The following is a 23,244-nucleotide window of genomic DNA, read 5'->3' as shown; positions in this document are numbered from 1 at the left end:
TCTTTCACTCCATGGAAAACCGTCCCACCGGACGGCAGGCGACACCCGGCGCCCAGAAGGTTTGCTCCGGGTGCCAGGTGCCGAAATAGGCGCGCAGCTTGCGCGCAGCGTGCGGCTCCCGTTCCAGCGCCACGGCCGGCACCCCGAAGGCGCGGGCCGTGAGCAGCAGATGCAGGCTGGTGGCACAGACTTCCACTGCCCCGGCAGCGAGCCCGCCGATCGCCTCCAGCCGGAGCTCGTCGATCAGGCGCAGCGCCGCCCGGTTCGACGGCGAGAGGAAGCGGGACAGGCGCTCGAGCGCTTCCAGCGTGTCGTGCCACGGGGCGGCGCCGGCACGCACGAGGGCGAAGCACTCGCCTGCTTCGCGGCGCGCCTCCAGCCAGGCGGCGAGCGCCGCGAGCCACGGGTCGGTGGCGCATTCGGCAGCGAACTGTACCAGGCGATAGGCACCGAGCCGTGCGCGCCAGCCGGCGGCATGCGTTTCGAGCGCCGCTGCCAGATTCGAGGCGGCAAGCCCCTCGGCGGGGTCCGGCGCGAGCGGCAGGTACAACCCTCGTCGGGCGAAGATCGCCCGGGTGCGGGCATCGCGCACGTGCGCTTCGTCCGCTTCCGCGAGTGCCGTGAATGCGGTGCGCTGGATGCTGCGCGGCAAGGTCTCGAGGCCCGTACCGCCGCAGGGGGCGAACTCGAGGCGGCGCACTCCGGGGGCGTCCCCTCGGCGCAGCACGTAGGGTAGCGGCCGGTGCGTGCCCAACCGACGCACCGCCTCGCGGCGGCGGGCGCAGGGGTCGGCATCGAAGCAGGCGATCGCCCGTGCGGCACTTTCTTCGTCGAGCAGCATCACCGCTGCGGTCCAGGCGTCGCAATCGAGGATCTCGCCGCCGACGTGGTACAGGTCGTAGCCTTGCTTCAGGTCCGCGATCACTTCGGGCAGGGGGTGCACCGCGAATCCGGCCACGGAACGCGCATCCCAGGCGCGCAGGCCAGCGAAGTGCACACTGCGCCCGCCGGCGGACTCGGCGGCGAGCCGGGCAAGCAGCAGGTCGCCGTAATTGTGCCGGTCGAAGGCGCCGAAGAGCACCAGGTCGATGGCGCTCATATCGCCCGGCGCAGGCGCAGCGAGTGGGTCACCACGAAGAGACTGGAGAGGCTCATGGCCGCGGCGGCGAGCATGGGGTCGAGCAGCCAGCCGGTCCAGGGGTGGAAGATGCCAGCCGCGAGCGGAATGAGCACCACGTTGTAGCCGTAGGCCCAGACGAAATTCCAGGCGATGGTGCGACGCGTGGCGCGTGCAAGGCGCACGGCCTGCGGCACGGCGGCCGGGTCGCCGCGCATGAGCACCACGTCGCCGGTCTCGATCGCCACGTCGGTACCGGTGCCCATGGCGATGCCCACGTCGGCCTGGGCGAGCGCCGGCGCGTCGTTGATGCCATCGCCCACGAAGGCGAGCCGCCGCCCCTGGGCCTGCCATTGACGCAGCGCCTCGGCCTTTTCTTCGGGGCGCACCTCGGCGCGAACTTCCTCGATGGCGAGCGCCCGGGCCACTGCCTCCACGCTGCGGCGCAAATCGCCGGAAAGAAGCGCCACGCGCAGACCGAGCGCATGGAGTTCGGCCACCGCCGCCGCGCTCGTGGGCTTGAGCGGATCGGCAAACGCCAGCACCCCCACGGGAACGCCGTCGGCCGCCACCCACACGAGCGTTCTGCCTTCGCCGGCCTGCGCCTCGGCCCAGGACGCCAACGCCGCATCCGGCGCCCGCGTTCCCACCTCCTTCTCCAGGAAGCGGCGCGAACCCACCGCGAGCCGCAGCCCTTCGACGCGGCCGCGGATGCCGCCGCCCGGCACCGGTTCGACCTCCTCGGCCGGCGGCAGCGGCACCTCGCCCACGGCCGCGAGCAGGGCGCCGGCAATCGGATGCTCGCTCGCTTTTTCCAGTGCGGCCACGCGCAGCAGCCACTGCCGCGCCTCGCCCGGCGCATTCCAGCACGCTTCCACCAGCGCCGGTCGCCCAGCGGTGAGCGTGCCCGTCTTGTCGAAGACCACGGTGTCGATCGCGGCGAGCCGCTCCAGGGCGGCGCCGCGGCGCACGAGGATGCCGCATTCCGCCCCCCGCCCCGTGGCGACCATGAGGGCGACGGGCGTGGCGAGCCCCATCGCGCAGGGGCAGGCGATGAGCAGCACGCTCACTGCAGTGACGAAAGCGTAGGAGAGCCGCGGTTCGGGACCGAAGGCCAGCCAGAGGGCAAAGGTGAGCGCGGCCACGGCGAGCACCAGCGGCACGAAAACGCCGGCCACGCGGTCGGCGAACGCCTGGATGGGCGGCTTCTCGGCTTGCGCCCGTTCGACCAGCGCGATGATGCGCGCAAGCAGCGTCTCGCGGCCGACTTCGGTCACCTCCATGGCGAAGCCGCCGGAAGTGAGCACGCTGCCGCCGACCACCCGATCGCCGGGGCGCTTTTCCACCGGCAGCGGTTCGCCGGTGAGCATGGACTCGTCAACCCAGCCCGCTCCCTCGCGCACGATGCCGTCGGCGGGAAGGCGCTCGCCCGGGCGCACCTGCACCCGGTCGCCGGGGCGCAGTTCCTCGACAGGCAATTCCCACACCGAGCCGTCTTCGCGCAAAACCCGTGCCGTGCGCGGCTGCAGCCGCAGCAGGCGCGAGATGGCGCGGGATGCCCGGCCGCGGGCGCGCGCCTCCAGCATGCGCCCGAGCAGGATCAGGGCGACGATGACTCCGGCCGATTCGAAATACAGATGCGCGCTGCCTGGCGGGAAGATCCCCGGCGCGAGCCAGGCGAGCAGCGAATAGCCCCAGGCGGCGCCGGCCCCCAGCAGGACGAGGGCGTTCATCGCCGGGGCGCCGTGGCGCAGTTCCGACCAGCCGGCGCGCAGCAGCGGCGCGCCGCAGGCAAAGAGGATGAGCGAGGAGAGCGCCGCCTGCAGCGCCTGCCACAGCCACATCGGGGCGAGGCGGGCAAAGAGCGCTTCTCCGCCCGGCAGCATCGGCCCCATGGCGAGCAGCACGAGCGGCACCGCGAGCCCTACGGCCCAAAGCACCCGGCGACGCGCCGCGCGCGCGGCCTCGTCTTCCTCGTCGGTGCAAGACTGTGACGCCCGCGGCACCGGCTCGTAGCCGAGTTCGCGGATGGCGCGCCGGATGGCGGCCTCGTCGACGCGGCTCGGGTCGTAGCGCAGCGTGGCGCGCTCGAGCGCCAGATTGACGCTCGCCTGGCGCACGCCCGGCAGCCGCAGCAGAGCCCGCTCGATGCGCCGCACGCAGGCGGCGCAGGTCATGCCGCGGATGCCCAGTTCGAGCTCGGCCTCGGCGGCGGGCGCGGAATCAGGCGAGTCTTGCGTCATAGCCCTCTTCGAGAATCGCCTCGATCACCGCCTGCGGGCTCGGATCGCCTTCGATCACCACTTCCTCCCGCTCCCGGCTCACCGAGACGACGCGCGTCACGCCCGGTACCTTCTTCAGCGCCTCGGCCACGGCCTTCTCGCAGTGCGCGCAGCTCATCCCTTTCACTTCGTAGCGTTGTTGCATCGTCCTTGCTCCTGTCGTCAAGCTTCCACGGGCGAAGAAGACAGCAGTGCCGCCACGTCTTCTTCGGTGAGCGCAAACCCGCCCGCCTCGCCCGTCTCCAGCGTGCCTTCGGCAAGCGTGCGTTTGCGCGCCTGCATTTCCAGCATTTTTTCTTCGACCGTATTGGCCGCGATCAGTTTATAGACGAAGACCGGCTTGTCCTGACCGATGCGGTGCGTACGATCGATCGCCTGTTCCTCCACCGCCGGGTTCCACCAGGGGTCGAAGAGGATCACCGTGTCGGCCTCGGTGAGGTTCAAGCCCACGCCGCCCGCCTTGAGGCTGATGAGGAAGACCGGCGCTTCGCCCTGGCGGAAGCGATCGATCACCTCGTCGCGCCGACGGGTGCTGCCGGTGAGTTTCACATAGGGAATCTTCAGCTCGGCGAGCACCGGCTCGATGCGCTCGAGCATCTGCACGAACTGGGAAAAGATGAGGATGCGCCGCCCCTCTTCGACGAGTTCGGGCAGGGTCTCGCGCAGCCAGTCGAGTTTGGCCGATTCCTTCACCTGGCGCGCCTGCGGCAGGTCGACCAGCGTGGGATCGCAGCACACCTGCCGCAGTTTGAGAAGCGCGTCGAGCACCGTGATCTGGCTGCGGGCGAGCCCCTTTTCAGCGAGCGCCCGGCGCACGCGCTCCTGCATGGTCAGCCGGATCGCCTCGTAGACCTTGGCCTGCTTCTCGCCCAGCGTCACCGTCTGGACGATCTCGGTCTTGGGCGGCAGCTCCGCCACCACCTCCGCCTTCGTGCGCCGCAGCAGGAACGGGCGGATGCGCCGGCGCAGATGCTCGAGGCGCGCCGCGTCACCCTCCTGCTCGATCGGATGGCGGTACCAGCGGTTGAAGGTTTCGAGCGAGCCGAGAAAACCCGGCATGAGGAAATCGAAGAGGGCCCACAGCTCACCGAGATGGTTCTCCATGGGAGTGCCGGTCAGGCACAGGCGCTGCTCGGCGCGAAACTTGCGTACGTGCTGCGAGATCTGCGCCCGCGGATTCTTGATCATCTGCGCTTCGTCCAGGATCATCACCGACCACGCCCGCGGGCGCAACAGCTCCACGTCGCGCCACACCAGGGGATAGGTGGTGATGACGAGGTCGTGCCCCGAGATCGCCTCGAGCCGTTCGCGCCGCTGCGCGCCGTGCCAGATGAGCACGCGCAGATCGGGGGTGAAGCGCGCCGCCTCGCGCGCCCAGTTGCCCACGAGGCTCGTGGGCGCCACCACCAGCGCCGGCTGCTCGAGCCGGCCGGCGCGCTTTTCCGCCAAGAGATGCGCGAGCGCCTGCAGCGTCTTGCCCAGCCCCATGTCGTCGGCCAGGATCCCGTGCAGGCGATGCCGGCGCCAGAACTGCAGCCAGGCCAGGCCCGTGCGCTGGTAGGGCCGCATCTGCGCCTGCAAGCCCGGCGGTTCCTCCACCGGCACGGGGCCGCCGTAGCGCTCCAGCTCTTCGAGCATGGCCGACAGCGTCGGTGCCTGGATCTGGGCCAAGGTTCCGGGCGGCAGCTCGCGCAGCAGGGAAAAATCGTAGCGCGACAGCCGCACCGGCCCCTCGCGCCGCGGTTCGCGCCGCAGCAATTCCAGCGTCAGCTTCAGGATGGGTGCGATCGGCTCGAGCGGCACCACCGCACAGGCGTCTTCTTCCGGAAAGGGATAGACGATTTTCTCCGGCCAGTCGTCCTCGCCATAGCGCTCGAAGACCTCCGCCGCGAGCTCCGTGAGGTCGATCTCGCGCTCGCCCGCTTTCACCTTGGCGTCGAACGCGAACCAGTCGCCTCCTTCGTCGGCCTGGGCGAGTTCCACTTCCGCCGTGCTCGCCTCCCACTCCTGCGGCCAGAAATCGTCCCCCACCTCGATCTCGGGCGAGAACTCGCCCAGCACCCCGGCTTCGAGCCGCTCGCGCAGCTCGTGCCACAGCAGGGGGGATTCGGCCTGCGCCTCGTATTCGGTGAAATCGGGCCAGGCGAGCGCCATCCGCAGCGGCTCCAGCAGCACCCGCACCGTGCCGAACCACTGCTTCTCCCGGGCCACGGAACGGTGCGGCAGCTCGAGGCGCACCTCGTCCCCGAACGGATGATGCACCCGCCCCTGGGCATCGACCGCGACTTCGCCGTAGCGCACTTCGGGACGGATGCGCCGTTTTCCTTGCTCGTCGCGCCACAGGACGAGGCGAAAGTGCGCGGGTTCCTCGACCCGCACCGTCGCCACGGGGGCCGGAGCCGGCAATGCTTCGCCGAAGAGCTCGCTCCAGCGCCGCGCGAACACCGGCGCTTCCGCCTGCGGCACCGGCGGCAAGGCGTCGAGCCGCTCGACGTCGGCCCATTCCACTCCCTCGGGCAGGATCAGTGGCCCCACGGTATGGGTCTTGCGCTCGAAATAGTGCCAAGGCAGCATGAAGCGCAGCGGCACGATGCCCGCCTCGCCATTGCCCTCCACGTGCCACACGCCCTGGAATGCCCCGCGCGCCGTCTCGCGCCATAGCCACAGCAAGCGCCTTGGCTCGCCCCAGCGCAGGAAGACGCCCTCCGTGTGCGATCCCAGACAGGCGCGTCCGCTCTGGACGATGGCGGCAAAGGCCGCACCCAGCCAGGTACGCGGAGGACCGTGCATCGACGCCACCGCCAGCCCCATCAGATCGGCGACGGTGAGCGCCTCATAGATTTCCCGATGGTAGTAGACCGTGAGCAGATCGACGGGCTTGCCGGCGACGAAGCGGCGCGGATCGCGCTTGTAGGGACGGGTGAGAAAGGCATTCCAGCCGAAGAGGCCGCGGCGCTCGTCGAGCCGCACGTCGTAGAGGATGCGCTCCGGCGGCTGCTGGTCCGGCCCCGGGTAAGGGTGCGGCTCGTGGCGCAGACGGCGCTGGCGGGCCGTCTCCTCGATCCAGCGCATGGCCGGGGAGCGCTTGGCCTCCTGGTCCTTGGCGATTCGCGCGACTGCGGCAGACACGCCTTCCTTGTCCGGCGAAAGAGACCGGTTGCCGAGCATGAGCTCGACCAGCTCGCCCAAGTGGATCCGTCCCTCTTCCTCCGAGGGGGGGAGGGGATTTCCGGAACCTGGCACCTCGACCACCTCTTGCCCCCTGGCAGCCTCCCGCTCTGCAAGCCGCCCGGCGAACTCGATGAGCAGCGCCGCACAGTGCTTGCACGCCTCACCGATGGGGCAGGTACAGGAACATTCAATGGACGAAGGTTTGACGTCGCTTTCTTCGTCCCATGATATATCGATATGCTGCACGTAAGGAGAACGCTGCGTTCCCTGAACCCGGCCCTCGATGTGCCAATGCTGCTCGTCGCCAGAAAACTCATAGGAGCGCACCCTATCCCGTTGCACCAAATCCTCTCCCCGTGACCAGTAGACGGGACCGAAGACGTGGAGCCTCAACCACTCGAGACGACGACGGTTGCGTTCTGCCGGATTCATTGCGCTCACGCCGGGGAAAGGGGATCGCACAGTATAATTGGCCAAAGGTGCAAACTCAATCGCAACGCGGCAGGAGAGGCAATGGCTGGCCATTCCAAATGGGCGAACATCCGTTTCCGCAAAGAACGGCAGGACGCCAAACGCGGCAAGATCTTCACCCGGCTCATCCGCGAGATCACCGTGGCCGCGCGCAACGGCGGCGGCGACCCCAACTTCAACCCCCGTCTGCGCGCCGCCATCGACAAAGCCAAAGAGCACAACATGCCCTCCGAGAACATCGAGCGGGCCATCAAGCGCGGCACCGGTGAGCTCGAGGGGGTGAGCTACGAAGAGATCCGCTACGAAGGCTACGGCCCGGGCGGCGCGGCGGTGCTCGTCGACTGCATCACCGACAACCGCACCCGCACCGTGGCCGAAGTGCGCCACGCCTTCAGCAAGCATGGCGGCAACCTCGGCACCGAGGGCTGCGTCGCCTTCCAGTTCAAGCACTGCGGCCAGATGATCTTCGCCCCTGGCACGAACGAAGATGCGCTGCTCGAAGCGGCACTGGAAGCCGGGGCCGAGGACGTCATCACCAACGAGGACGGCTCGATCGAGGTCATCACCCCGCCTTTCGAGCTCGAGCGCATCCGCGCGGCGCTGGAAGCGGCCGGTTTCACCCCGGAAGTGGCCGAAGCGGTGTGGAAGCCGCTCAACGAGATCGAGCTCACGGGCGAAGACGCCGCCAAGATGCGCAAGCTCATCGACGCGCTCGAATCGCTCGACGACGTGCAGGCGGTCTACACTTCGGCCGTCTTCGACGAAGAGGAGCCATGACGGCGGTGCGCATCCTCGGCCTCGACCCGGGGCTGCGCATCACGGGCTTCGGCGTCATCGAGCGGCACGGTACCCGGTTCGCCTATGTGGCCAGCGGCTGCATCCGCAGCGGCGAAGGCACCCTGCCCGAGCGGCTCGCCACCCTCTTTCGCGGCGTGGACGAGCTCATCGCCACCTACCGGCCGACCGAGGCCGCCGTCGAAAAAGTCTTCGTCAATCTCAACCCCCAATCGACCCTGCTCCTGGGACAGGCGCGCGGCGCCGTGCTCTGCGCGGCCTTGCTCGGCGGCACCGCGGTGCATGAATACACGGCGCTGCAGGTGAAACAGGCCGTGGTCGGCTACGGCAAGGCCGACAAGGTGCAGGTGCAGGAAATGGTGACGCGGCTGCTCGGCCTCGATGCCACACCGGGGCCGGACGCGGCCGATGCGCTCGCCTGCGCCATCTGCCACGCCCACCAAAGCACCCACCCCTACGCGGCGCAAGCCGTGCGGCGCCGCGGCGGACGGCTGCTCGTCCCCCCGCCCTCGCGCCGATGAAGCCGATCGCGCTGTGGCCGGCCTGGGCGCGCAACCTGCCGCGCCTGCTCCTCTTGGGGCTGCTCGGCTGGTGGCTCGTCAATAGCGCCACCGCCAACGAGATCGCCGCCGGCCTGGCCCTCTTCCTGCTAGGCATGCGCTCGCTCGAAGACGGCGTCAGGGCGCTGGCCGGCAGCGGGCTCGAAACGCTGGTGCGCACCAGCACCCGCAGCACCCTCGGCGGCCTCGTTTTCGGCTTTTTCGCCACCGTCGCGACCCAGTCGAGCGGCATCGTCTCGCTAATGACCATGTCTTTCGTCTCGGCGAAGATGATCTCCTTGAACAGCGGACTCGCGCTCATCCTGGGGGCCAACATCGGCACCACCACGGGCACCTGGATTTTCGCCACGCTGGGGGCCTCGCTCGATCTCGCACGCTACGCGCTGCCCTTCGTCTCGCTCGGCATGGTGCTGCGCTTTTCGCGTGAACGCGCTTTCGCGGCCACGGGCCACATCCTCATCGGCCTGGGGCTGATCCTCTTCGGCATCCATTACCTGAAGATCGGCTCCGAGCTCTTTCAGCAACAGTTCGACCTGCGCGCCTATGCCCCGCCGGGGTACGCCGGGCTTTTGACCTACACCGCGGTCGGCACCCTTGCCACGGTGGTGATGCAATCGAGCCACGCGACCATGCTGCTCACGGTGGCCGCGCTCGCGTCCGGCCAGATCGGATTCGACAACGCGCTCGCCATCGCGATCGGCGCCAACATCGGCAGCACTGCCACGGCCCTGCTCGGCGCGATCGGCGCCGACGCCGCGGCCAAACGGCTCGCCCTCGGCCACCTCTTCTTCAACCTTTTCACCGCCTTGCTCGCCCTGACCGCCTTTCCGCTCTTTCGCGCCGGCACGCTGCTCGGCACGAGGCTGCTCGGCCTGCCGGAAGACGATGCGCTGCTGCAGCTTGCCTTCTTCCATACCTTCTTCAACGCCGTGGGCGTGTGCCTCGCGCTGCCGAACCTCTCACGCTTCCTGCGGCTGCTCCAGCGCCTCTTGCCCGACACGACCCCGGCCCTGACCGCTCCAAAATACCTCTCGCCGACCCAGCTCAAGACGCCCGACGTGGCGATCGAATCGCTGCGCAAGGAAACCTGGCGCCTGTTCGACCGGGCGATCGACCTCATCGCCCTGGTGATGCAGGTCGACCCCAAGGCCATGCGCGCCGGAGAAGATCCGCACGAGCTCGACCACCCACCCGCGCGGGTTCATACGATCGACATCGACGGTCTCTACCGGGCGCGGATCAAGCCGCTCTCCGGGCTCATCGTAGACTTCGCCGCGCGCCTCGCGCCGCCCGCTCCCTTGGCGGCCAAACTGCAGCATATCCTTCAGGCGAGCGCCGCCATCCAGGAAGCGGTCAAGGACACCAAGCACCTGCAGAAGAATCTCGTTCCCGGCCTGCAGCACCCCAACTCCATCGTGCAGCGGCAGTACCTGCGCTACCGCCGCCACCTCGTCGAGACGCTCTACGCCATCGCCCATCTGCCGCGGGAACCGGGCTGCGACGGCAGTGCCGCCGAGCTCACGCTGGTCACCCACACCTCGCTGGCGCAGCTCGACCCGCTGGCCAACGGCCTGCTGGAAGAATGGCTGAAAAACGGCGAACTCTCGCCGGAAGAGGCCACCTCGATGATGAACGACACGGCCTACGTGCGCCGCATCACCGAGAACCTGCTCACCGCCGCGCGGCTGCTGGGCGAGGCGGCGCTGCCGCCGCATGCCGCCTGAGCGGGACGCCCCCTCAGGCAGAAAGCACGGCCGGGCAGTCGCGGTGGCGCACCAGCACACGGCCGCGCGCCGCGAACGCCCGCCCCAGGCGCTCCACCAGATACACCGAGCGATGCTGCCCGCCGGTGCAGCCCACCGCCACCGTGAGATAGGCGCGATGCTCACGCTCGTAGCACGGCAACCAGCGATCGAGAAAACCGGCGATCTCGGCAAACATCGCCTCCACCTCGGGAATGGCCTCCAGCCAGCGCACCACCGGCTCGTCACGCCCGGTGAGCGGCCGCAGCGCCTTGTCGTAGTAAGGATTGGGCAGACATCGCGCGTCGAACACCAGATCCGCATCGAGCGGCACGCCGTGCTTATAACCGAAGGACTCGAAAGTGAGGGTGAGCCAGCCGCCCTGTCCGGCAAAGACGAACTCGCGGATCCACGCGCGTAGCATTCCGGCCGAGAGGTCGCTCGTGTCGATGCGATGCGCCCGCTGCGACAGCGGCCCCAGCACCTCGCGCTCGAGCGCGATCGCCTCCACCAGGGGCCGTCCTTCGCGCGCCAGCGGATGCGTGCGCCGCGTCTCGGAGAAGCGCTCGAGCAGCACCCCATCGCGCGCTTCCAGAAAGAGCAGATCGACGCGATGCCCCTGTTCCGCCAGGCGCTCGAGCGTGCCGGGAAGCGCCTCCAACCCGCCGGTGCGCGCGTCGATGGCGATCGCCACCTGCGCCACCGCCTGCCTCGCCAGGTGCTCGACCACCGGCGCGAGAAAGGCCACCGGCAGGTTGTCGATGGCCACGAACCCGGCGTCTTCCAGCGCCCGCAGGCCCACCGTCTTACCGGAGCCCGAAAGCCCGCTCACCAGGATGATGCGCATTGGATCCTCCTCGACGATTCAGCCGCGTATGGCGATACGCCCCCACCTCCGCTCAGGGATCATGGCGTCCGTTACGGGTAAATGCGCCTCCCCTCCCGGCGGATTTTATCCTTGAGGGCCGTATTGGCGAGGCGATCCCAGTGCAGGAGGTCGATCTTGAAGAGAATGGGGAGTTCGTCGATCTCGTTCCACAGGGCGGAGAATTCCTCCTCGCTCATCGAGGGGGCGAAAACGGCCAGATCGATGTCGGAGCCGGGACGATGCATTCCCTTGGCGCGGGAACCGAAGAGGCGTACTTCCTCGATCGTAGGATGGCGGGCGAAGACGCGGCGCAGGTCGTCGAGGATCTCGTCGGCGAGGCCCGACAGGTCGGTCACTGCGACGACCATCGACGCACCTGCTGCGCGAGTTCCTGAAAAAGGGGCAACCCCGTGCGGCAGACGAAACGATAGACTTCTTCGGCCAAGGATTCGTCGTAGGTATGGCTGGTGAGGTTGCGCATGCGCTGGGCTTGGCTCCAGGCGTTGCCATCGTGCAGCAGCCTCGCGGCCAGGGCCTCACGGAAGACTTCGCGGGGCGTCAGTGCCTCGATTCCCTCCTCGAGCAGTTTGAGTCGCAGGACCTTCCATGCGAGCTCCCAGCAGAATTCGAAACGTTGGATGACCGAGTCGCGGAGGAATTCCGAGTACGGCTGGGCGCAGGCTTCGGCGAGCCGCTCGGTGGCCTTGAGGAAATCTTGGCAGCGCTCGTGGAAGCGTTCGTGGAAGCGTTCGTGATTCGTCATACCGTGCCTGGGGGTGGAGTGCGCGCGAGCAGCGCGCCGAGGTCGAGGTTGATGCTGGTCACCGGTCGGAGACGTCCACCTTGCGTGCGCCGTCGCAAATCCTGCCACTGCCCGACCAGCGAGCCGGATGTGACGACAAGCACGGTCCCGCGCGCCTCGATCCCGGCGATGGCGGCGTTCTTGCGGAGATCTTCGCGTTTGAGCATGCCGGGCTCTACCCGTCTTTCGACATCGAAGAGCGATGGTATCACTCCCAGCAGCAGGGCGCTACGGACCTCGTTCCTTCCCGAGTGCTCACGCCGGCAGCATCGCCTGCCATCGCCCCTCGTTGCGGCGGATCGCCCCGGCGCGTTCGAGCTCGTCGCCCAGCCAGCGCACTGCCTCGTCGGGTGTCAGTTCGATCCAGTCGAGGGCGCGCTGGAAGAGTTCGACCCCCGCCAAGGTGGCGCGCAGTTCGTCTTCCTCCATGCGCCCCCGTTCGAGCAGGGTGAAGGTGACGCAGGCGCGCAGGGCGTTGCGCGCGATGCGCCGGGGATCGGCGGCGAAGGCTTCGAGCCGCCCCCAGGCGCGCTGCAGGGCGCCGGCCACGTCACGAAAGGGCGCACCGTGCCCCGGGATCACCCAACGCACCGGCAGGCGTTCGATCGCCGCCAGCGCCTCCCGCGCCGCGGCGATGGCATCCGCCTGGCCGAGCAAGGAGGGAAAGAGGATGCCGAAACCGTCTTCCCACAGGGCGTCGCCGCTGATGAGCACGCCGTGCGAGGGTTCGAAGTAGGCGAGCGCGTGCATGTCGTGTCCCGGCACGGAAACCGCGCGCCACTCCCACTCGCCCATCGGCACGGTGTCGCCGGCCGCGATGGTGGCCGAATAGGAGAAAGGTTCGGCCCGCTGGCCGGCGGTGGAGAGCAGCAAGGCGGCTTCGTCCCAGCGCCCGATGGGGTCGGCCAGCCCCTCCGGCACCCAGATGGAGCAGCCAAAGCGCCGCGCCACCGCGGCGTTGCCGCCGAGATGATCCGAATGCGAGTGCGTGTTGACCAGGCGCACGATGGGCTCCCCGCCCACCGCGGCGTCGAGCAACGCCAGCGTCTCGCCGGCTTTCGTCACGTAGCCGCTGTCGACCAGCGTCCAGCCGCCGGCGCCGTGCAGCAGCACCGAGTTCGACGACAGCCAGCCGCGCTGCAGTACCACCATTCCTTGGGGCAGAGTCTGCGTCGTCATCGTTTCCCCCGACTCTTCGCCATGGACGCGCCGACCACAGCCGACGCATACACCGTCTTCGATCGTACAAATGCCAACGCACTCGGGTTCCATGGAACGCCTCGAACGCGCTACGACGCTGCCGGATCGCCGCATTGCGCGGTGCCCAGCTTCGGCGCATCCAGCGCATGGCTGTTCGCTTCCCCCTCACCGAGCGCGGCGCGACGCCGCGCCACCGCCGCGAGGATACGGCGGCGCTCGGCCTCGTCGGCGTCGCGCCAGCGGGCGATCTCCTCGCGCGTGCGCAGGCAGCCGACGCACCAGCCGGCCCGCTCGTCGAGCCGGCACACGCCAATGCAGGGAGAGGCCACGACCGTCATGGCTGCGGCGCGGCGCAGGCCCCACCCAGCGCCCGGGCCACGCGCGAGGCCGGTTCGCGCCCGAGCAGCCCGCTCACCCACCAGGCGGTCTCGATGAGCGCTTTCAAGTCCACGCCCGTCTCCACGCCCAGGCCGTCGAAGAGATAGACCAGCTCCTCGGCGGCGACGTTGCCCGAGGCCCCCTTGGCGTAGGGACAGCCGCCCAGACCGGCGACGGAGGCGTCGAACGTGGCCACGCCAAAACGCCAGGCGGCGTAGACGTTCGCCACCGCCATGCCGTAGGTGTCGTGGAAATGACCGGCGAGCCGCTCGAGCGGCACGCGCTGCGCCACCGCTTCGAGCAGGGCGATCACCTGCCGCGGCGTGCCCACGCCGATGGTATCGCCCAGCGAGATCTCCTCGCAGCCCATCTCGAAGAGGGCGGCGGCGACCTCCGCGACCTTCTCCGGCGCCACCGGCCCTTCGTAGGGACAGCCCACCACGCAGGAGACGTAGCCGCGCACCCGCACCCCGGCGGCGCGCGCCTGTGCCACCACCGGTCGGAAACGCTCCAGCGCTTCGGCAATGCCGCAGTTGATGTTCTTGCGGCTGAAGGTCTCGGAAGCGGCGCCGAAGACGGCGATCTCGTCGACGCCGGCCGCGAGCGCCGCTTCCAGCCCCTTGAGATTGGGCACGAGCACCGGATGACGCACGCCGGGGCGGCGGCGCCCGCGCAGGGCACGCATCACTTCGGCATGATCGGCCATCTGCGGCACCCATTGGGGCGAGACGAAGGCGGTGGCCTCGATCACCTTCAGGCCGCAGGCGGCGAGCCGCTCGATCAGCGCCAGCTTGTGCTCGAGGGCGATCGGCGTCTTCTCGTTCTGCAGCCCGTCGCGCGGCCCGACTTCGACGAGCGTGACCTTGGCGGGGCCTTCCATCACGCTTCCTCCTTGACCGGTTCGAAGTCGACCAGCTCGGCCCCGTCGGGCACCTGTTCGCCCACGGCGAAGCGCACCGCCTTGACGATGCCGTCGGCCGGCGCGACGATGGCGTGCTCCATTTTCATGGCTTCGAGCACCACCAGCGTCTGCCCGCGTGCGACCTTCGCGCCCGGCTCGACTTTCACCGCGATCACGCGCCCCGGCATGGGAGCGGTGAGCCCTGCCGCATCCACCCCGGTGCCAGCGCCTTCCGTTCCTTCCTGACCACAGAGGTCGAACACCCAGGCGCGGCCGTCGAGGAAGACGTGCCGCCGGCTGCCGGCGGTCACCGCCGTGACCGTGGTGCGCCGGCCGTCGAGCTCGAGCCTCAGGCTGTCCTCGCCCAGCATCGCGCCCCAGGCGGTAGCGCTTGCCACGGATTCGCCTTTCTCGTCGAAGAGCTGCAGCTGCAGCTTCTCGCCCAGGCAACGGGCCTGCACGCGGTGCGTCGTCTCGCCGGCGCGCCACTGCCAGCGCCGCAGCGCCGGCGCGTTCACGCGCCAGCCGTCCACGGCGTGCCAGGGCGATGTGGGGTCGGGTGCACGGCGGGCGGATTCCTGCATGCGGCGCGCCTCGGCCAGGCGTTCCGCGCAGGAGACGGCGAACCATGCCGCCGGCGGCGGTTCTTCGGCCCCCCCGAAGAGGAAGGCCGATTCGCGCTCGATGAGACCGGTGTCGAGATCCGCTTGGCGAAAGGCCGGAGAGTCGACCAGTTTTCCCAGGAATTCGACGTTGTTCGCCACGCCGACGATGCGATACTGCGCCAGCGCCTGCCGCATGCGCGTGAGCGCCTGTGCCCGGTTCTCGCCCCAGACGATGAGCTTGGCGATCATCGGATCGTAATGGGGCGTGATCTCGTCGCCCTGCTCCACGCCGGTATCCACCCGCACCCACACGCTCTCGGGCGGCGGCTGCAGGTGCACGAGCCGCCCCACCGAGGGCAGAAAGCCTTTGGCCGGATCCTCGGCATAGATGCGCGCCTCGATGGCGTGCCCTTCAAGCGGAATCTGGTCCTGGGCAAGCGGCAGCGGTTCGCCGGCGGCCACGCGCAGCTGCCATTCGACCAGGTCGAGCCCGGTGATCATCTCGGTGACGGGGTGCTCCACCTGCAGCCGCGTGTTCATCTCCATGAAGTAAAAGGCACCGGAGGGCTCGACGATGAATTCGATCGTGCCCGCGCCGACGTAGCCCACCGCCTTGGCCGCCGCCACCGCCGCCTCGCCCATGGCGGCGCGCCGCTCCGGCGTCATGCCGGGGGCCGGGGCCTCTTCCAGCACTTTCTGGTGGCGGCGCTGCACCGAGCAATCGCGCTCGTAGAGGTGGATCACCTGGCCGTGGGCATCGCCGAAGACCTGCATCTCGATGTGCCGCGGCCGCAGGATGTACTTCTCGATCAGCACCCGGTCGTCGCCGAAGCTCGAACGCGCCTCGCGCCGGCAGGATTCGAGCGCCTCGGCGAAGTCCTCCGGCCGGTCGACGCGCCGCATCCCCTTGCCCCCGCCGCCGGCGCTCGCCTTGATGAGCACCGGAAAGCCGATGCGCATGGCCTGCTCGAAGAGGTAGGCCGGCCCCTGCTCCTCGCCGTGATAGCCGGGGGTGAGCGGCACGCCGGCAGCCTCCATCAGGCGCTTGGCCTCGGCCTTGGAGCCCATCTTGCGGATCGCCTCCACCGGCGGGCCGATGAAGACGATGCCAGCATTGAGGCAGGCCTGGGCAAACGCCTCGTTCTCCGACAAGAAACCATAGCCGGGGTGAATCGCCTGGGCGCCGGTACGCCGCGCCGCCTCCAGGATGCGCTCGATGTCGAGGTAGGATTCGCGCGCCGGCGGCGGGCCGATCCACACGGCCTCGTCGGCGAGCCGCACGTGGCGGGCGTTGCGATCGGCGTCGGAATAGACCGCCACCGTGGCGATGCCGAGCCGCCGCGCCGTGGCGATCACGCGGCAGGCGATCTCGCCGCGGTTGGCGATCAAAATCTTCTGGAACATTGCTCCCTCCTCAAGGACGCGGCACCCAGGCAGCAGGACGTTTTTCCAGGAAAGCGCTCAGCCCTTCGCGCGCCTCGTCGGTGGCACGCAAACGGGCGATGCGTTGCGCCGTGTCTTCGAGCACCTCGGGCGTGAGCGGACGGTCGGCCACCGCGTCGATGAGCTCCTTGGCCGCCGCCTGTGCCTTGGGCCCGCCGCTGAGCAGCGCCTGCACCACCTCGTCGATCTTGGCATCCAGCGCTTCTTCCTCCACCACCTCGTGCGCCAGGCCCAGGGCAAAGGCCCGGGTAGCGTCGATGCGCTCGGCGCTCTGGAAATAGCGCTTCGCCTGACGCACGCCGATCGCCCGGATCACGTAGGGGCTGATCGCCGAAGGAATGATGCCGAAGCGCACCTCGGAAGTGGCGAACACCGCCCGCTGCGAAGCGATGCAGAGGTCGCAGGCGCACGCCAGCCCCATGCCGCCGCCCAGCGCCGCACCGTGCACCCGCGCGATGGTCGGCTTGCCCATATGCGCGATCTGCCACAGCATGCGCGCGAGCCGCCGCGCGTCTTCGAGGTTTTCCTCGAAGGAAGCCGCACCAGCCGCTTTCATCCAGTTGAGATCGGCCCCGGCGGAAAAGCTCTTGCCGCGCCCGGCGAGCACCACCACGCGCACCTGCGCGTCGGCATCGAGCCGCGTGAAGGCGGCCGTGAGCTCCTTGATCACCTTGGCGTTGAAGGCGTTGTGCACCTCCGGGCGATTGAGCCATACCGTGGCCACCGGCCCCCGCGTCTCGATCACCAGCGTCTCGTACATTCCTCTCCTCCTCGATTTTTCCGTTACATGCGGAACAGGCCGAAGCGCGTCTCGGCGATGGGAGCGTTGAGCGCCGCCGACAGGCTCAGCCCCAGCACGCGCCGCGTCTGCGCCGGATCGATCACGCCGTCGTCCCACAGACGTGCCGTGGCGTAATAGGGGTGCCCCTGGCGCTCGTACTGCTCGCGGATCGGCGCCTTGAAGGCTTCTTCTTCCTCGCGCGACCAGGTTCCGCCCTTGGCTTCGATCGCGTCGCGTCGCACGGTGGCCAGCACGCTCGCGGCCTGCTCGCCGCCCATCACGGAAATGCGGCTGTTGGGCCAGGTCCACAAAAAGCGCGGCGAATAGGCCCGGCCGCACATGCCGTAGTTGCCGGCGCCGAACGACCCGCCGATGATGACGGTGAATTTGGGCACCTGGGCGGTGGCCACGGCCGTGACCATCTTCGCCCCGTCCTTGGCGATGCCGGAATTCTCGTACTTCTTGCCCACCATGAAGCCGGTGATGTTCTGCAGAAAAAGAAGCGGAATGCCGCGCTGGGCGCACAGCTCGATGAAGTGCGCCCCTTTCTGCGCCGATTCGCCGAAGAGGATGCCGTTGTTGGCCACGATCCCCAGGGGAAACCCGTAGAGTTCGGCAAAACCGGTCACCAGGGTGGTGCCGTAGCGCGCCTTGAACTCGTCGAAGCGCGACCCGTCGACCAGCCGCGCGATCACCTCGCGCACGTCGTAGGGCTTGCGCGTATCCTGCGGCACCACGCCGTAGAGCTCCTGCGGATCGTAGGCCGGCTCCTCGGCCTCGCGCCACGACAGATCCACGGGCTTGCGCGCGTTGAGGTGCGCCACGATGCGCCGCGCCAGATAGAGCGCGTGCGCGTCGTTTTCGGCGAGGTGGTCGGCCACACCGGAGATGCGCGTGTGCACGTCGCCCCCGCCGAGCTCCTCGGCCGTGACGATTTCGCCCGTGGCCGCCTTCACGAGCGGCGGCCCGCCCAGGAAGATGGTGCCCTGGTTGCGCACGATGACGGTCTCGTCGGACATCGCCGGCACGTAGGCCCCGCCCGCCGTGCACGAGCCCATCACCACCGAGATCTGCGGGATGCCCTGCGCCGACATGTTGGCCTGGTTGTAGAAGATGCGCCCGAAGTGGTCGCGGTCGGGGAAGACCTCGTCTTGCAGCGGCAGGTAGGCGCCGCCCGAGTCGACCAGGTAGATGCACGGCAGGCGATTCTGCTGCGCGATCTCCTGCGCCCGCAGGTGTTTCTTCACCGTGATCGGGTAGTAGGTGCCGCCCTTGACGGTGGCGTCGTTGGCCACGATCATGCACTCCACGCCCTGCACCCGCCCGATGCCGGCCACGATGCCGGCCCCCGGGGCTTCGTCGTCGTACATCCCCCAGGCGGCCAGCTGCCCGATCTCCAAAAAGGGTGAGCCCGGGTCGAGCAGGCGCTCGACGCGCTCGCGCGGCAGCAGCTTGCCGCGAGCAGTGTGTCGCCGCCGTGCCTCTTCCCCTCCACCTTGCTGCACGCGGGCCACTTTCTCTTCCAGATCCGCAACCAGCCCACGCATCCATTGCGCATTGGCGGCGAACTCCGCGCCGCGCGGATCCACCTTCGATACGATACGGCTCATCCCCTCCTCCTTTGCATCATTCTTTCAGCCCGCCAGGCCGCGGGCGATCACCAGGCGCTGGATCTCGCTCGTGCCCTCGTAGATCTGGCACACGCGCACGTCGCGGTAGATGCGCTCCACCGGAAAATCGCTCACATAGCCGTAGCCGCCGTAGATCTGGATCGCCGCCGAGCACACCCATTCGGCCATTTCCGAGGCGAAGAGCTTGGCCATCGAGGCTTCCTGCAGGCAGGGACGGCCGGCATCCTTGAGGCTCGCAGCGTGCCACACCAGCTGACGCGCCGCCTCGATCTTGGTGGCCATGTCGGCGAGCTTGAACTGCACCGCCTGGTGCGCGAAAATCGGCTTGCCGAAGGCTTCGCGCTCATGCGCGTAGCGCAGCGCCGCCTCGAACGCCGCGCGCGCCATGCCCACGCTCTGGGCGGCGATGCCGATGCGTCCGGCCTCGAGCTGCGACAAGGCGATCCTGTAGCCCTCACCCTCGGCACCCACCAGGGCATCGAGCGGCACGCGGCAGCGCTCGAAGGTGATCTGCGCCGTGTCGCTCGCGCGCTGCCCCATCTTCTCCTCGATGCGCGTGACGAGATAGCCCGGCGTGTCGGTGGGCACGAGGAAGCAGGAAATCCCCTTCTTGCCGGCGGCCGGATCGGTCACCGCCAGCACCAGCGCCACGTCGGCGTTTTTTCCTGTGGAAATGAACTGCTTGACGCCGTCGATCACCCAGGAGTCGCCCTCGCGCACCGCCACGGTGCGGATCGCCGACGCATCGGACCCCACATGCGGCTCGGTGAGGCAGAAGCAGCCCAGCGCCTCGCCGCGCGCGAGCCGCGGCAGCCATTCCTGCTTCTGCCGCAGCGAACCGTAGGCGAGCGTGATGCCGCACACCAGCGAATTCTGCACCGACACCACCGTCGAGGTCGCCCCGTCGCCGGCGGCGATCTCTTCGAGCGCCAGCACCAGGCTCAGGTAGTCGAGTCCTGCCCCGCCCCATTCGACGGGCACCGTCACCCCCATCGCCCCGAGCTCGCCCAGTTCGCGCAGCGCCTCGCGGGGAAAGGTATGCTCGCGGTCCCAGCGCGCCGCGAAAGGGGCGAGCCGCTCCTGGGCGAAGGCGCGCAGGGTGTCGCGGATCAGTTCGTGTTCCGAATCGAGGATCATCCCCCCTCCTTCATCGTTCGTCGTTTTCGTTCAGCGCCGCGTCGTCGTCAACCACACCCCGGCGAGCACGGCCGCGCCGCCCAGGGCCACCGAGGGTGGAAAAGCCTCGCCCAAGGCGAGCGCCGCCATCAGCACCGCCGCCAGCGGCACCAAGTTGATGAACATCGCCGCGCGCGCTGCCCCCAGCACCCGCACCGCGTCGGTGTACCACGTAAAACCGATCGCCGTGCCGAAGACGCCGAGAAAAGCCACCGCCGCCCACACCGACGGGCTCCACTGCGCCCAGTCGATGCCGCCGGTGGCAAGCGCCGCCGCCCACAGCAGCACCGCCCCCAGGACGCAGGACCAGAAAGTGGCCGCGAGCGCCGAGACGAGGCGCGTGGCGCGTTTGCCCACGAAGGTATAGGCCGTCCAGCAGACGACGCAGCCCAGCAACAGCACCTCGCCCGGCCCGATGCGGCCGGCGAGCGGCGCGAGCGGATCGCCGTTGCCGATCACCGTGAGACAGCCGACGAAGGCGAGCACTGCCCCGAGCACCGCCAGCGGCTTTGCGCGCTCGCCGCCAAGCCACCACGCCAGCACCGCCACCGCCACCGGATTCAAGGCCACCACCAGCGCCCCGCGTCCGGCGCCGACGTGCTTCAAGCCGTAGAAGAAACACAGGTTGTAGAAGAAGACCCCCGTGAGCGCCAGGCCCACGATCGAGCGCCAGGCTCGCTGCCACGAGTCCGCGCCCATCGGCTCTCCCTTGGCGAGCATCACGGCGCCGAGCACGAGCGCGGCCAGCGTGAAACGCGCCGCCGCCGCGGCAATGGGCGTGGTCACCGCCTGCGCCACCACCCGGCCGGCCACCCAGGTCCCACCCCAGCTCAACATCGCCGCGACGAGTTTCACATAGACCGACAGGGTCGCCTCGCCGGCGACGGGGCTCAGCCGCAAGCCACGCTCCCTTCGAGCTCGATCGCCATCGCCGTGGCTTCGCCCCCGCCAATGCACAGGCTGGCCACCCCGCGCCGCCCGCCGGTACGCCGCAGCGCCCCGATGAGGGTGACGAGGATGCGCGCGCCGGATGCCCCGATCGGATGCCCCAGGGCGCAGGCACCACCGTGGATATTGACCTTCTCGTGCGGCAGGTTCAGCTCCTTCATCGCGATCATGGTCACCACGGCGAAGGCCTCGTTGATCTCGAAGCAATCCACCGAAGCGGCATCCCAGCCCGTCTTCGCGAAGAGGCGCTTCATCGCCCCCACCGGGGCGGTGGTGAACCATGCCGGCTCGTGGGCAAACGTGCTGTGCCCGACGATGCGCGCGATCGGCCTGCAGCCCAGGCGCTCGGCCTCGGCCCGGGTGGTGAGCACCAGCGCCGCCGCCCCGTCGGAGATGGACGAGGAATTGGCCGCGGTGACGGTACCGCCCTCGCGAAACGCGGGTTTCAGCGAGGGGATCTTGTCGAGCTTCGCCTTGAGCGGCTGCTCGTCGATCTCCACCACGCGCTCCCCGCCGCGCCCGGCGATTTTCACCGGCACGATCTCCCCGGAAAACGCCCCTTCCTTGATCGCGCGCTGGGCGCGTTCGGTCGAGGCGATGGCGTAGGCATCCTGCTGCTCGCGGGTAAACCCATAGTGCTGCGCCGCGTCCTCGGCAAACGTGCCCATCAGCCGCCCTTTCTGGTAGGCGTCTTCCAGGCCGTCGTAGAACATGTGATCCAGCAGCTGGCCGTGCCCCAGGCGCAGGCCGGTGCGCCCCTTGGGCAGCAGGTAGGGGGCATTCGACATCGACTCCATGCCACCGGCCACCGCCAGCGCCACGGAGCCGGCCTTGAGCGCGTCGTGCGCGAGCATCACCGTCTTCATGCCGGAGCCGCACACCTTGTGCACGGTGGTGCAGGCGACCGAAGTCGGCAGCCCCGCGCCCAGCGCCGCCTGCCGCGCCGGCGCCTGGCCTTCGCCAGCCTGCAGCACGTTGCCCATCAGCACCTCTTCGATCGATTCCTTGGGCAGCCCGGCGCGGCCGATCGCCGCTTCGATCGCCGCCGCGCCCAGGCGCGGGGCCGGCACTTCGGCCAGATCCCCGAGAAAACCGCCCATCGGCGTGCGTGCCACGCCGACGATCACCACGTCGTCGGCCCGCTTGTCCTGCGTCATCGTGTTTCTCCTCGTATCGTCAATAATCAGGCCGTCTCGTCGAAGAGCTCGCGCCCGATGAGCATGCGGCGGATCTCGGACGTGCCCGCGCCGATCTCATAGAGCTTGGCGTCGCGCCACAGCCGCCCGGTAGGATAGTCGTTGATGTAGCCGTTGCCGCCCAGCGCCTGGATCGCCTCGCCCGCCATCCAGGTAGCCTTCTCCGCTGCGTAGAGGATGACGCCGGCGCAGTCCTTGCGCAGCTTGCGGCTGTGCTCGCTGCGATCGAGCGCCTGCCCCACCGCATAGACGTAGGCGCGGCAGGCCTGCCAGGTGGTATACATGTCGGCGAGTTTGCCCTCCATGAGCTGGAAGCGGCCGATCGGCTGGTTGAACTGGCGCCGCTCGTGCACATAGGGCAGCACCACGTCCATGCACGCGGCCATGATTCCCAGCGGTCCGCCGGCGAGCACGGCACGCTCGTAGTCGAGCCCGCTCATGAGCACTTTCACCCCCTCGTTGACCTTGCCGAGCACGTTCTCTTCGGGCACCTCACAATTCTCGAAAAAGAGCGGATAGGTGTTCGAGCCGCGCATGCCGAGCTTGTCGAGCTTGTTGCCGGCGGTAAAGCCCTTCATCCCCTTCTCGACGATGAAAGCCGTGATGCCGCGAGGGCCCGCCGCCGGATCGGTCTTGGCATAGACCACCAGCACGTCGGCGTCCCCGCCGTTGGTGATCCACATCTTGCTGCCGTTGAGCACGTAGCGATCGCCCTTTTTCTCGGCGCGCAGTTTCATGCTCACCACGTCGGAACCGGCCTCGGGCTCGCTCATCGCCAGCGCCCCCACCCACTCGCCGGAGACGAGCTTGGGCAGGTATTTACGCTTTTGCGCCTCGGTGCCGTTGCGGTGGATCTGGTTGACGCACAGGTTCGAATGCGCCCCGTAGGAGAGCCCCACCGCGGCGCTCGCACGCGAGATTTCCTCCATGGCGATGATGTGCGCCAGATAGCCCATGGCGCTGCCGCCGTACTCTTCGGCCACCGTCATGCCGTGCAGGCCGAGTTCTCCCAGCTTGCGCCACAGATCCGGCGGAAAGGCATTCTCCCGGTCGATCTGCGCCGCCCGCGGTGCGATCTCCTGCGCACAGAACGACTGCAGCGTCTGACGCAGCAGGTCGTGCGTTTCTCCCAGCCCAAAGTCGAGCCCCACCGTCTCCATGTTTCCTCCTCCTTTGG

General features: G+C 68.9%; 21 protein-coding genes. 3 read left to right on the top strand and 18 right to left on the bottom strand.

Annotation, left to right across the window (positions count from 1 at the left end):
• Window positions 1–4: 4 nt before the first annotated feature.
• Genes EPD82_RS06315 through EPD82_RS12060 form a run of 4 tightly spaced genes read right to left on the bottom strand, consistent with a single transcriptional unit; the run spans window position 5 to window position 6,912 of the window.
• Complete coding sequence (locus EPD82_RS06315) at window positions 5–1,099, bottom strand: polysaccharide pyruvyl transferase family protein (protein ID WP_141056154.1); 1,095 nt, start codon at window positions 1,097–1,099, stop codon at window positions 5–7.
• Entirely contained in the window at window positions 1,096–3,360 is a 2,265-nt protein-coding gene (locus EPD82_RS06310) for a heavy metal translocating P-type ATPase (RefSeq protein WP_141056153.1), read from the bottom strand. The genes EPD82_RS06315 and EPD82_RS06310 overlap by 4 nt, the downstream gene beginning before the upstream one ends.
• Window positions 3,341–3,544 (bottom strand): heavy-metal-associated domain-containing protein, encoded by a 204-nt coding sequence (locus tag EPD82_RS06305; protein WP_055423187.1) that lies wholly within the window; start codon window positions 3,542–3,544, stop codon window positions 3,341–3,343. The genes EPD82_RS06310 and EPD82_RS06305 overlap by 20 nt, the downstream gene beginning before the upstream one ends.
• 17 nt (window positions 3,545–3,561) lie before the next feature.
• Window positions 3,562–6,912, bottom strand: coding sequence for a DEAD/DEAH box helicase (locus EPD82_RS12060; RefSeq protein WP_206202217.1), 3,351 nt, complete (start codon window positions 6,910–6,912; stop codon window positions 3,562–3,564).
• A 171-nt stretch (window positions 6,913–7,083) separates the two neighbouring features.
• On the opposite strand from EPD82_RS12060, the gene EPD82_RS06295 reads away from it, so the two are divergent.
• Genes EPD82_RS06295 through EPD82_RS06285 form a run of 3 tightly spaced genes read left to right on the top strand, consistent with a single transcriptional unit; the run spans window position 7,084 to window position 10,120 of the window.
• Complete coding sequence (locus EPD82_RS06295) at window positions 7,084–7,818, top strand: YebC/PmpR family DNA-binding transcriptional regulator (protein WP_055423185.1); 735 nt, start codon at window positions 7,084–7,086, stop codon at window positions 7,816–7,818.
• Window positions 7,815–8,357: a crossover junction endodeoxyribonuclease RuvC gene (ruvC, locus tag EPD82_RS06290; protein WP_055423184.1), complete on the top strand. Its 543-nt coding sequence runs from the start codon at window positions 7,815–7,817 to the stop codon at window positions 8,355–8,357. Before EPD82_RS06295 ends, ruvC begins: the two co-directional genes overlap by 4 nt.
• On the top strand, window positions 8,354–10,120 hold the full coding sequence (locus tag EPD82_RS06285) for a Na/Pi cotransporter family protein (protein WP_141056152.1): 1,767 nt from the start codon (window positions 8,354–8,356) through the stop codon (window positions 10,118–10,120). The genes ruvC and EPD82_RS06285 overlap by 4 nt, the downstream gene beginning before the upstream one ends.
• A gap of 13 nt (window positions 10,121–10,133) precedes the next feature.
• On the opposite strand, the gene rapZ is transcribed toward EPD82_RS06285, so the two are convergent.
• From rapZ to EPD82_RS06215, 14 genes are all read right to left on the bottom strand, one after another.
• A complete protein-coding gene (gene rapZ / locus EPD82_RS06280; protein ID WP_055423182.1) occupies window positions 10,134–10,985 on the bottom strand; it encodes an RNase adapter RapZ in 852 nt (283 codons plus the stop codon).
• Between the two features lie 71 nt (window positions 10,986–11,056).
• A complete protein-coding gene (locus tag EPD82_RS06275) occupies window positions 11,057–11,374 on the bottom strand; it encodes a nucleotidyltransferase family protein (RefSeq protein WP_055423181.1) in 318 nt (105 codons plus the stop codon).
• Window positions 11,359–11,769 carry an HI0074 family nucleotidyltransferase substrate-binding subunit gene (locus tag EPD82_RS06270; RefSeq protein WP_055423180.1) on the bottom strand — a complete coding sequence of 137 codons (411 nt, stop codon included), beginning with the start codon at window positions 11,767–11,769 and terminating at the stop codon, window positions 11,359–11,361. The genes EPD82_RS06275 and EPD82_RS06270 overlap by 16 nt, the downstream gene beginning before the upstream one ends.
• The gene (locus EPD82_RS06265; RefSeq protein WP_055423179.1) at window positions 11,766–11,975 is read right to left on the bottom strand and encodes a hypothetical protein; all 210 of its coding nucleotides are present in this window, start codon (window positions 11,973–11,975) and stop codon (window positions 11,766–11,768) included. The genes EPD82_RS06270 and EPD82_RS06265 overlap by 4 nt, the downstream gene beginning before the upstream one ends.
• Before the next feature lie 88 nt (window positions 11,976–12,063).
• Window positions 12,064–12,987, bottom strand: coding sequence for an MBL fold metallo-hydrolase (locus EPD82_RS06260; protein ID WP_141056151.1), 924 nt, complete (start codon window positions 12,985–12,987; stop codon window positions 12,064–12,066).
• Between the two features lie 110 nt (window positions 12,988–13,097).
• Window positions 13,098–13,346 (bottom strand): DUF1289 domain-containing protein, encoded by a 249-nt coding sequence (locus EPD82_RS06255; RefSeq protein ID WP_141056150.1) that lies wholly within the window; start codon window positions 13,344–13,346, stop codon window positions 13,098–13,100.
• Window positions 13,343–14,266: a hydroxymethylglutaryl-CoA lyase gene (locus EPD82_RS06250; protein WP_141056183.1), complete on the bottom strand. Its 924-nt coding sequence runs from the start codon at window positions 14,264–14,266 to the stop codon at window positions 13,343–13,345. Before EPD82_RS06250 ends, EPD82_RS06255 begins: the two co-directional genes overlap by 4 nt.
• Entirely contained in the window at window positions 14,266–16,296 is a 2,031-nt protein-coding gene (locus EPD82_RS06245) for an acetyl-CoA carboxylase biotin carboxylase subunit (RefSeq protein ID WP_141056149.1), read from the bottom strand. The genes EPD82_RS06250 and EPD82_RS06245 overlap by 1 nt, the downstream gene beginning before the upstream one ends.
• 10 nt (window positions 16,297–16,306) lie before the next feature.
• Window positions 16,307–17,095 carry an enoyl-CoA hydratase/isomerase family protein gene (locus tag EPD82_RS06240; protein WP_141056148.1) on the bottom strand — a complete coding sequence of 263 codons (789 nt, stop codon included), beginning with the start codon at window positions 17,093–17,095 and terminating at the stop codon, window positions 16,307–16,309.
• A 23-nt stretch (window positions 17,096–17,118) separates the two neighbouring features.
• On the bottom strand, window positions 17,119–18,726 hold the full coding sequence (locus EPD82_RS06235; protein WP_141056147.1) for a carboxyl transferase domain-containing protein: 1,608 nt from the start codon (window positions 18,724–18,726) through the stop codon (window positions 17,119–17,121).
• A 24-nt stretch (window positions 18,727–18,750) separates the two neighbouring features.
• A complete protein-coding gene (locus EPD82_RS06230) occupies window positions 18,751–19,884 on the bottom strand; it encodes an acyl-CoA dehydrogenase family protein (RefSeq protein ID WP_141056146.1) in 1,134 nt (377 codons plus the stop codon).
• Window positions 19,885–19,914: 30 nt separating this feature from the next.
• Window positions 19,915–20,823, bottom strand: a complete 909-nt coding sequence (locus EPD82_RS06225; protein ID WP_082438367.1) for a DMT family transporter — start codon at window positions 20,821–20,823, stop codon at window positions 19,915–19,917.
• Window positions 20,814–22,028, bottom strand: a complete 1,215-nt coding sequence (locus tag EPD82_RS06220) for an acetyl-CoA C-acyltransferase (RefSeq protein ID WP_141056145.1) — start codon at window positions 22,026–22,028, stop codon at window positions 20,814–20,816. Before EPD82_RS06220 ends, EPD82_RS06225 begins: the two co-directional genes overlap by 10 nt.
• A 26-nt stretch (window positions 22,029–22,054) precedes the next feature.
• On the bottom strand, window positions 22,055–23,227 hold the full coding sequence (locus EPD82_RS06215; RefSeq protein ID WP_055423169.1) for an isovaleryl-CoA dehydrogenase: 1,173 nt from the start codon (window positions 23,225–23,227) through the stop codon (window positions 22,055–22,057).
• Between the last annotated feature and the right edge of the window lie 17 nt (window positions 23,228–23,244).

This window comes from Tepidiphilus succinatimandens (genome assembly GCF_006503695.1).
Taxonomy (GTDB): domain Bacteria; phylum Pseudomonadota; class Gammaproteobacteria; order Burkholderiales; family Rhodocyclaceae; genus Tepidiphilus; species Tepidiphilus succinatimandens.
The sequence above is the reverse complement of the archived record's forward strand: the minus strand, read 5'-3'. Positions and strand labels throughout refer to the sequence as shown.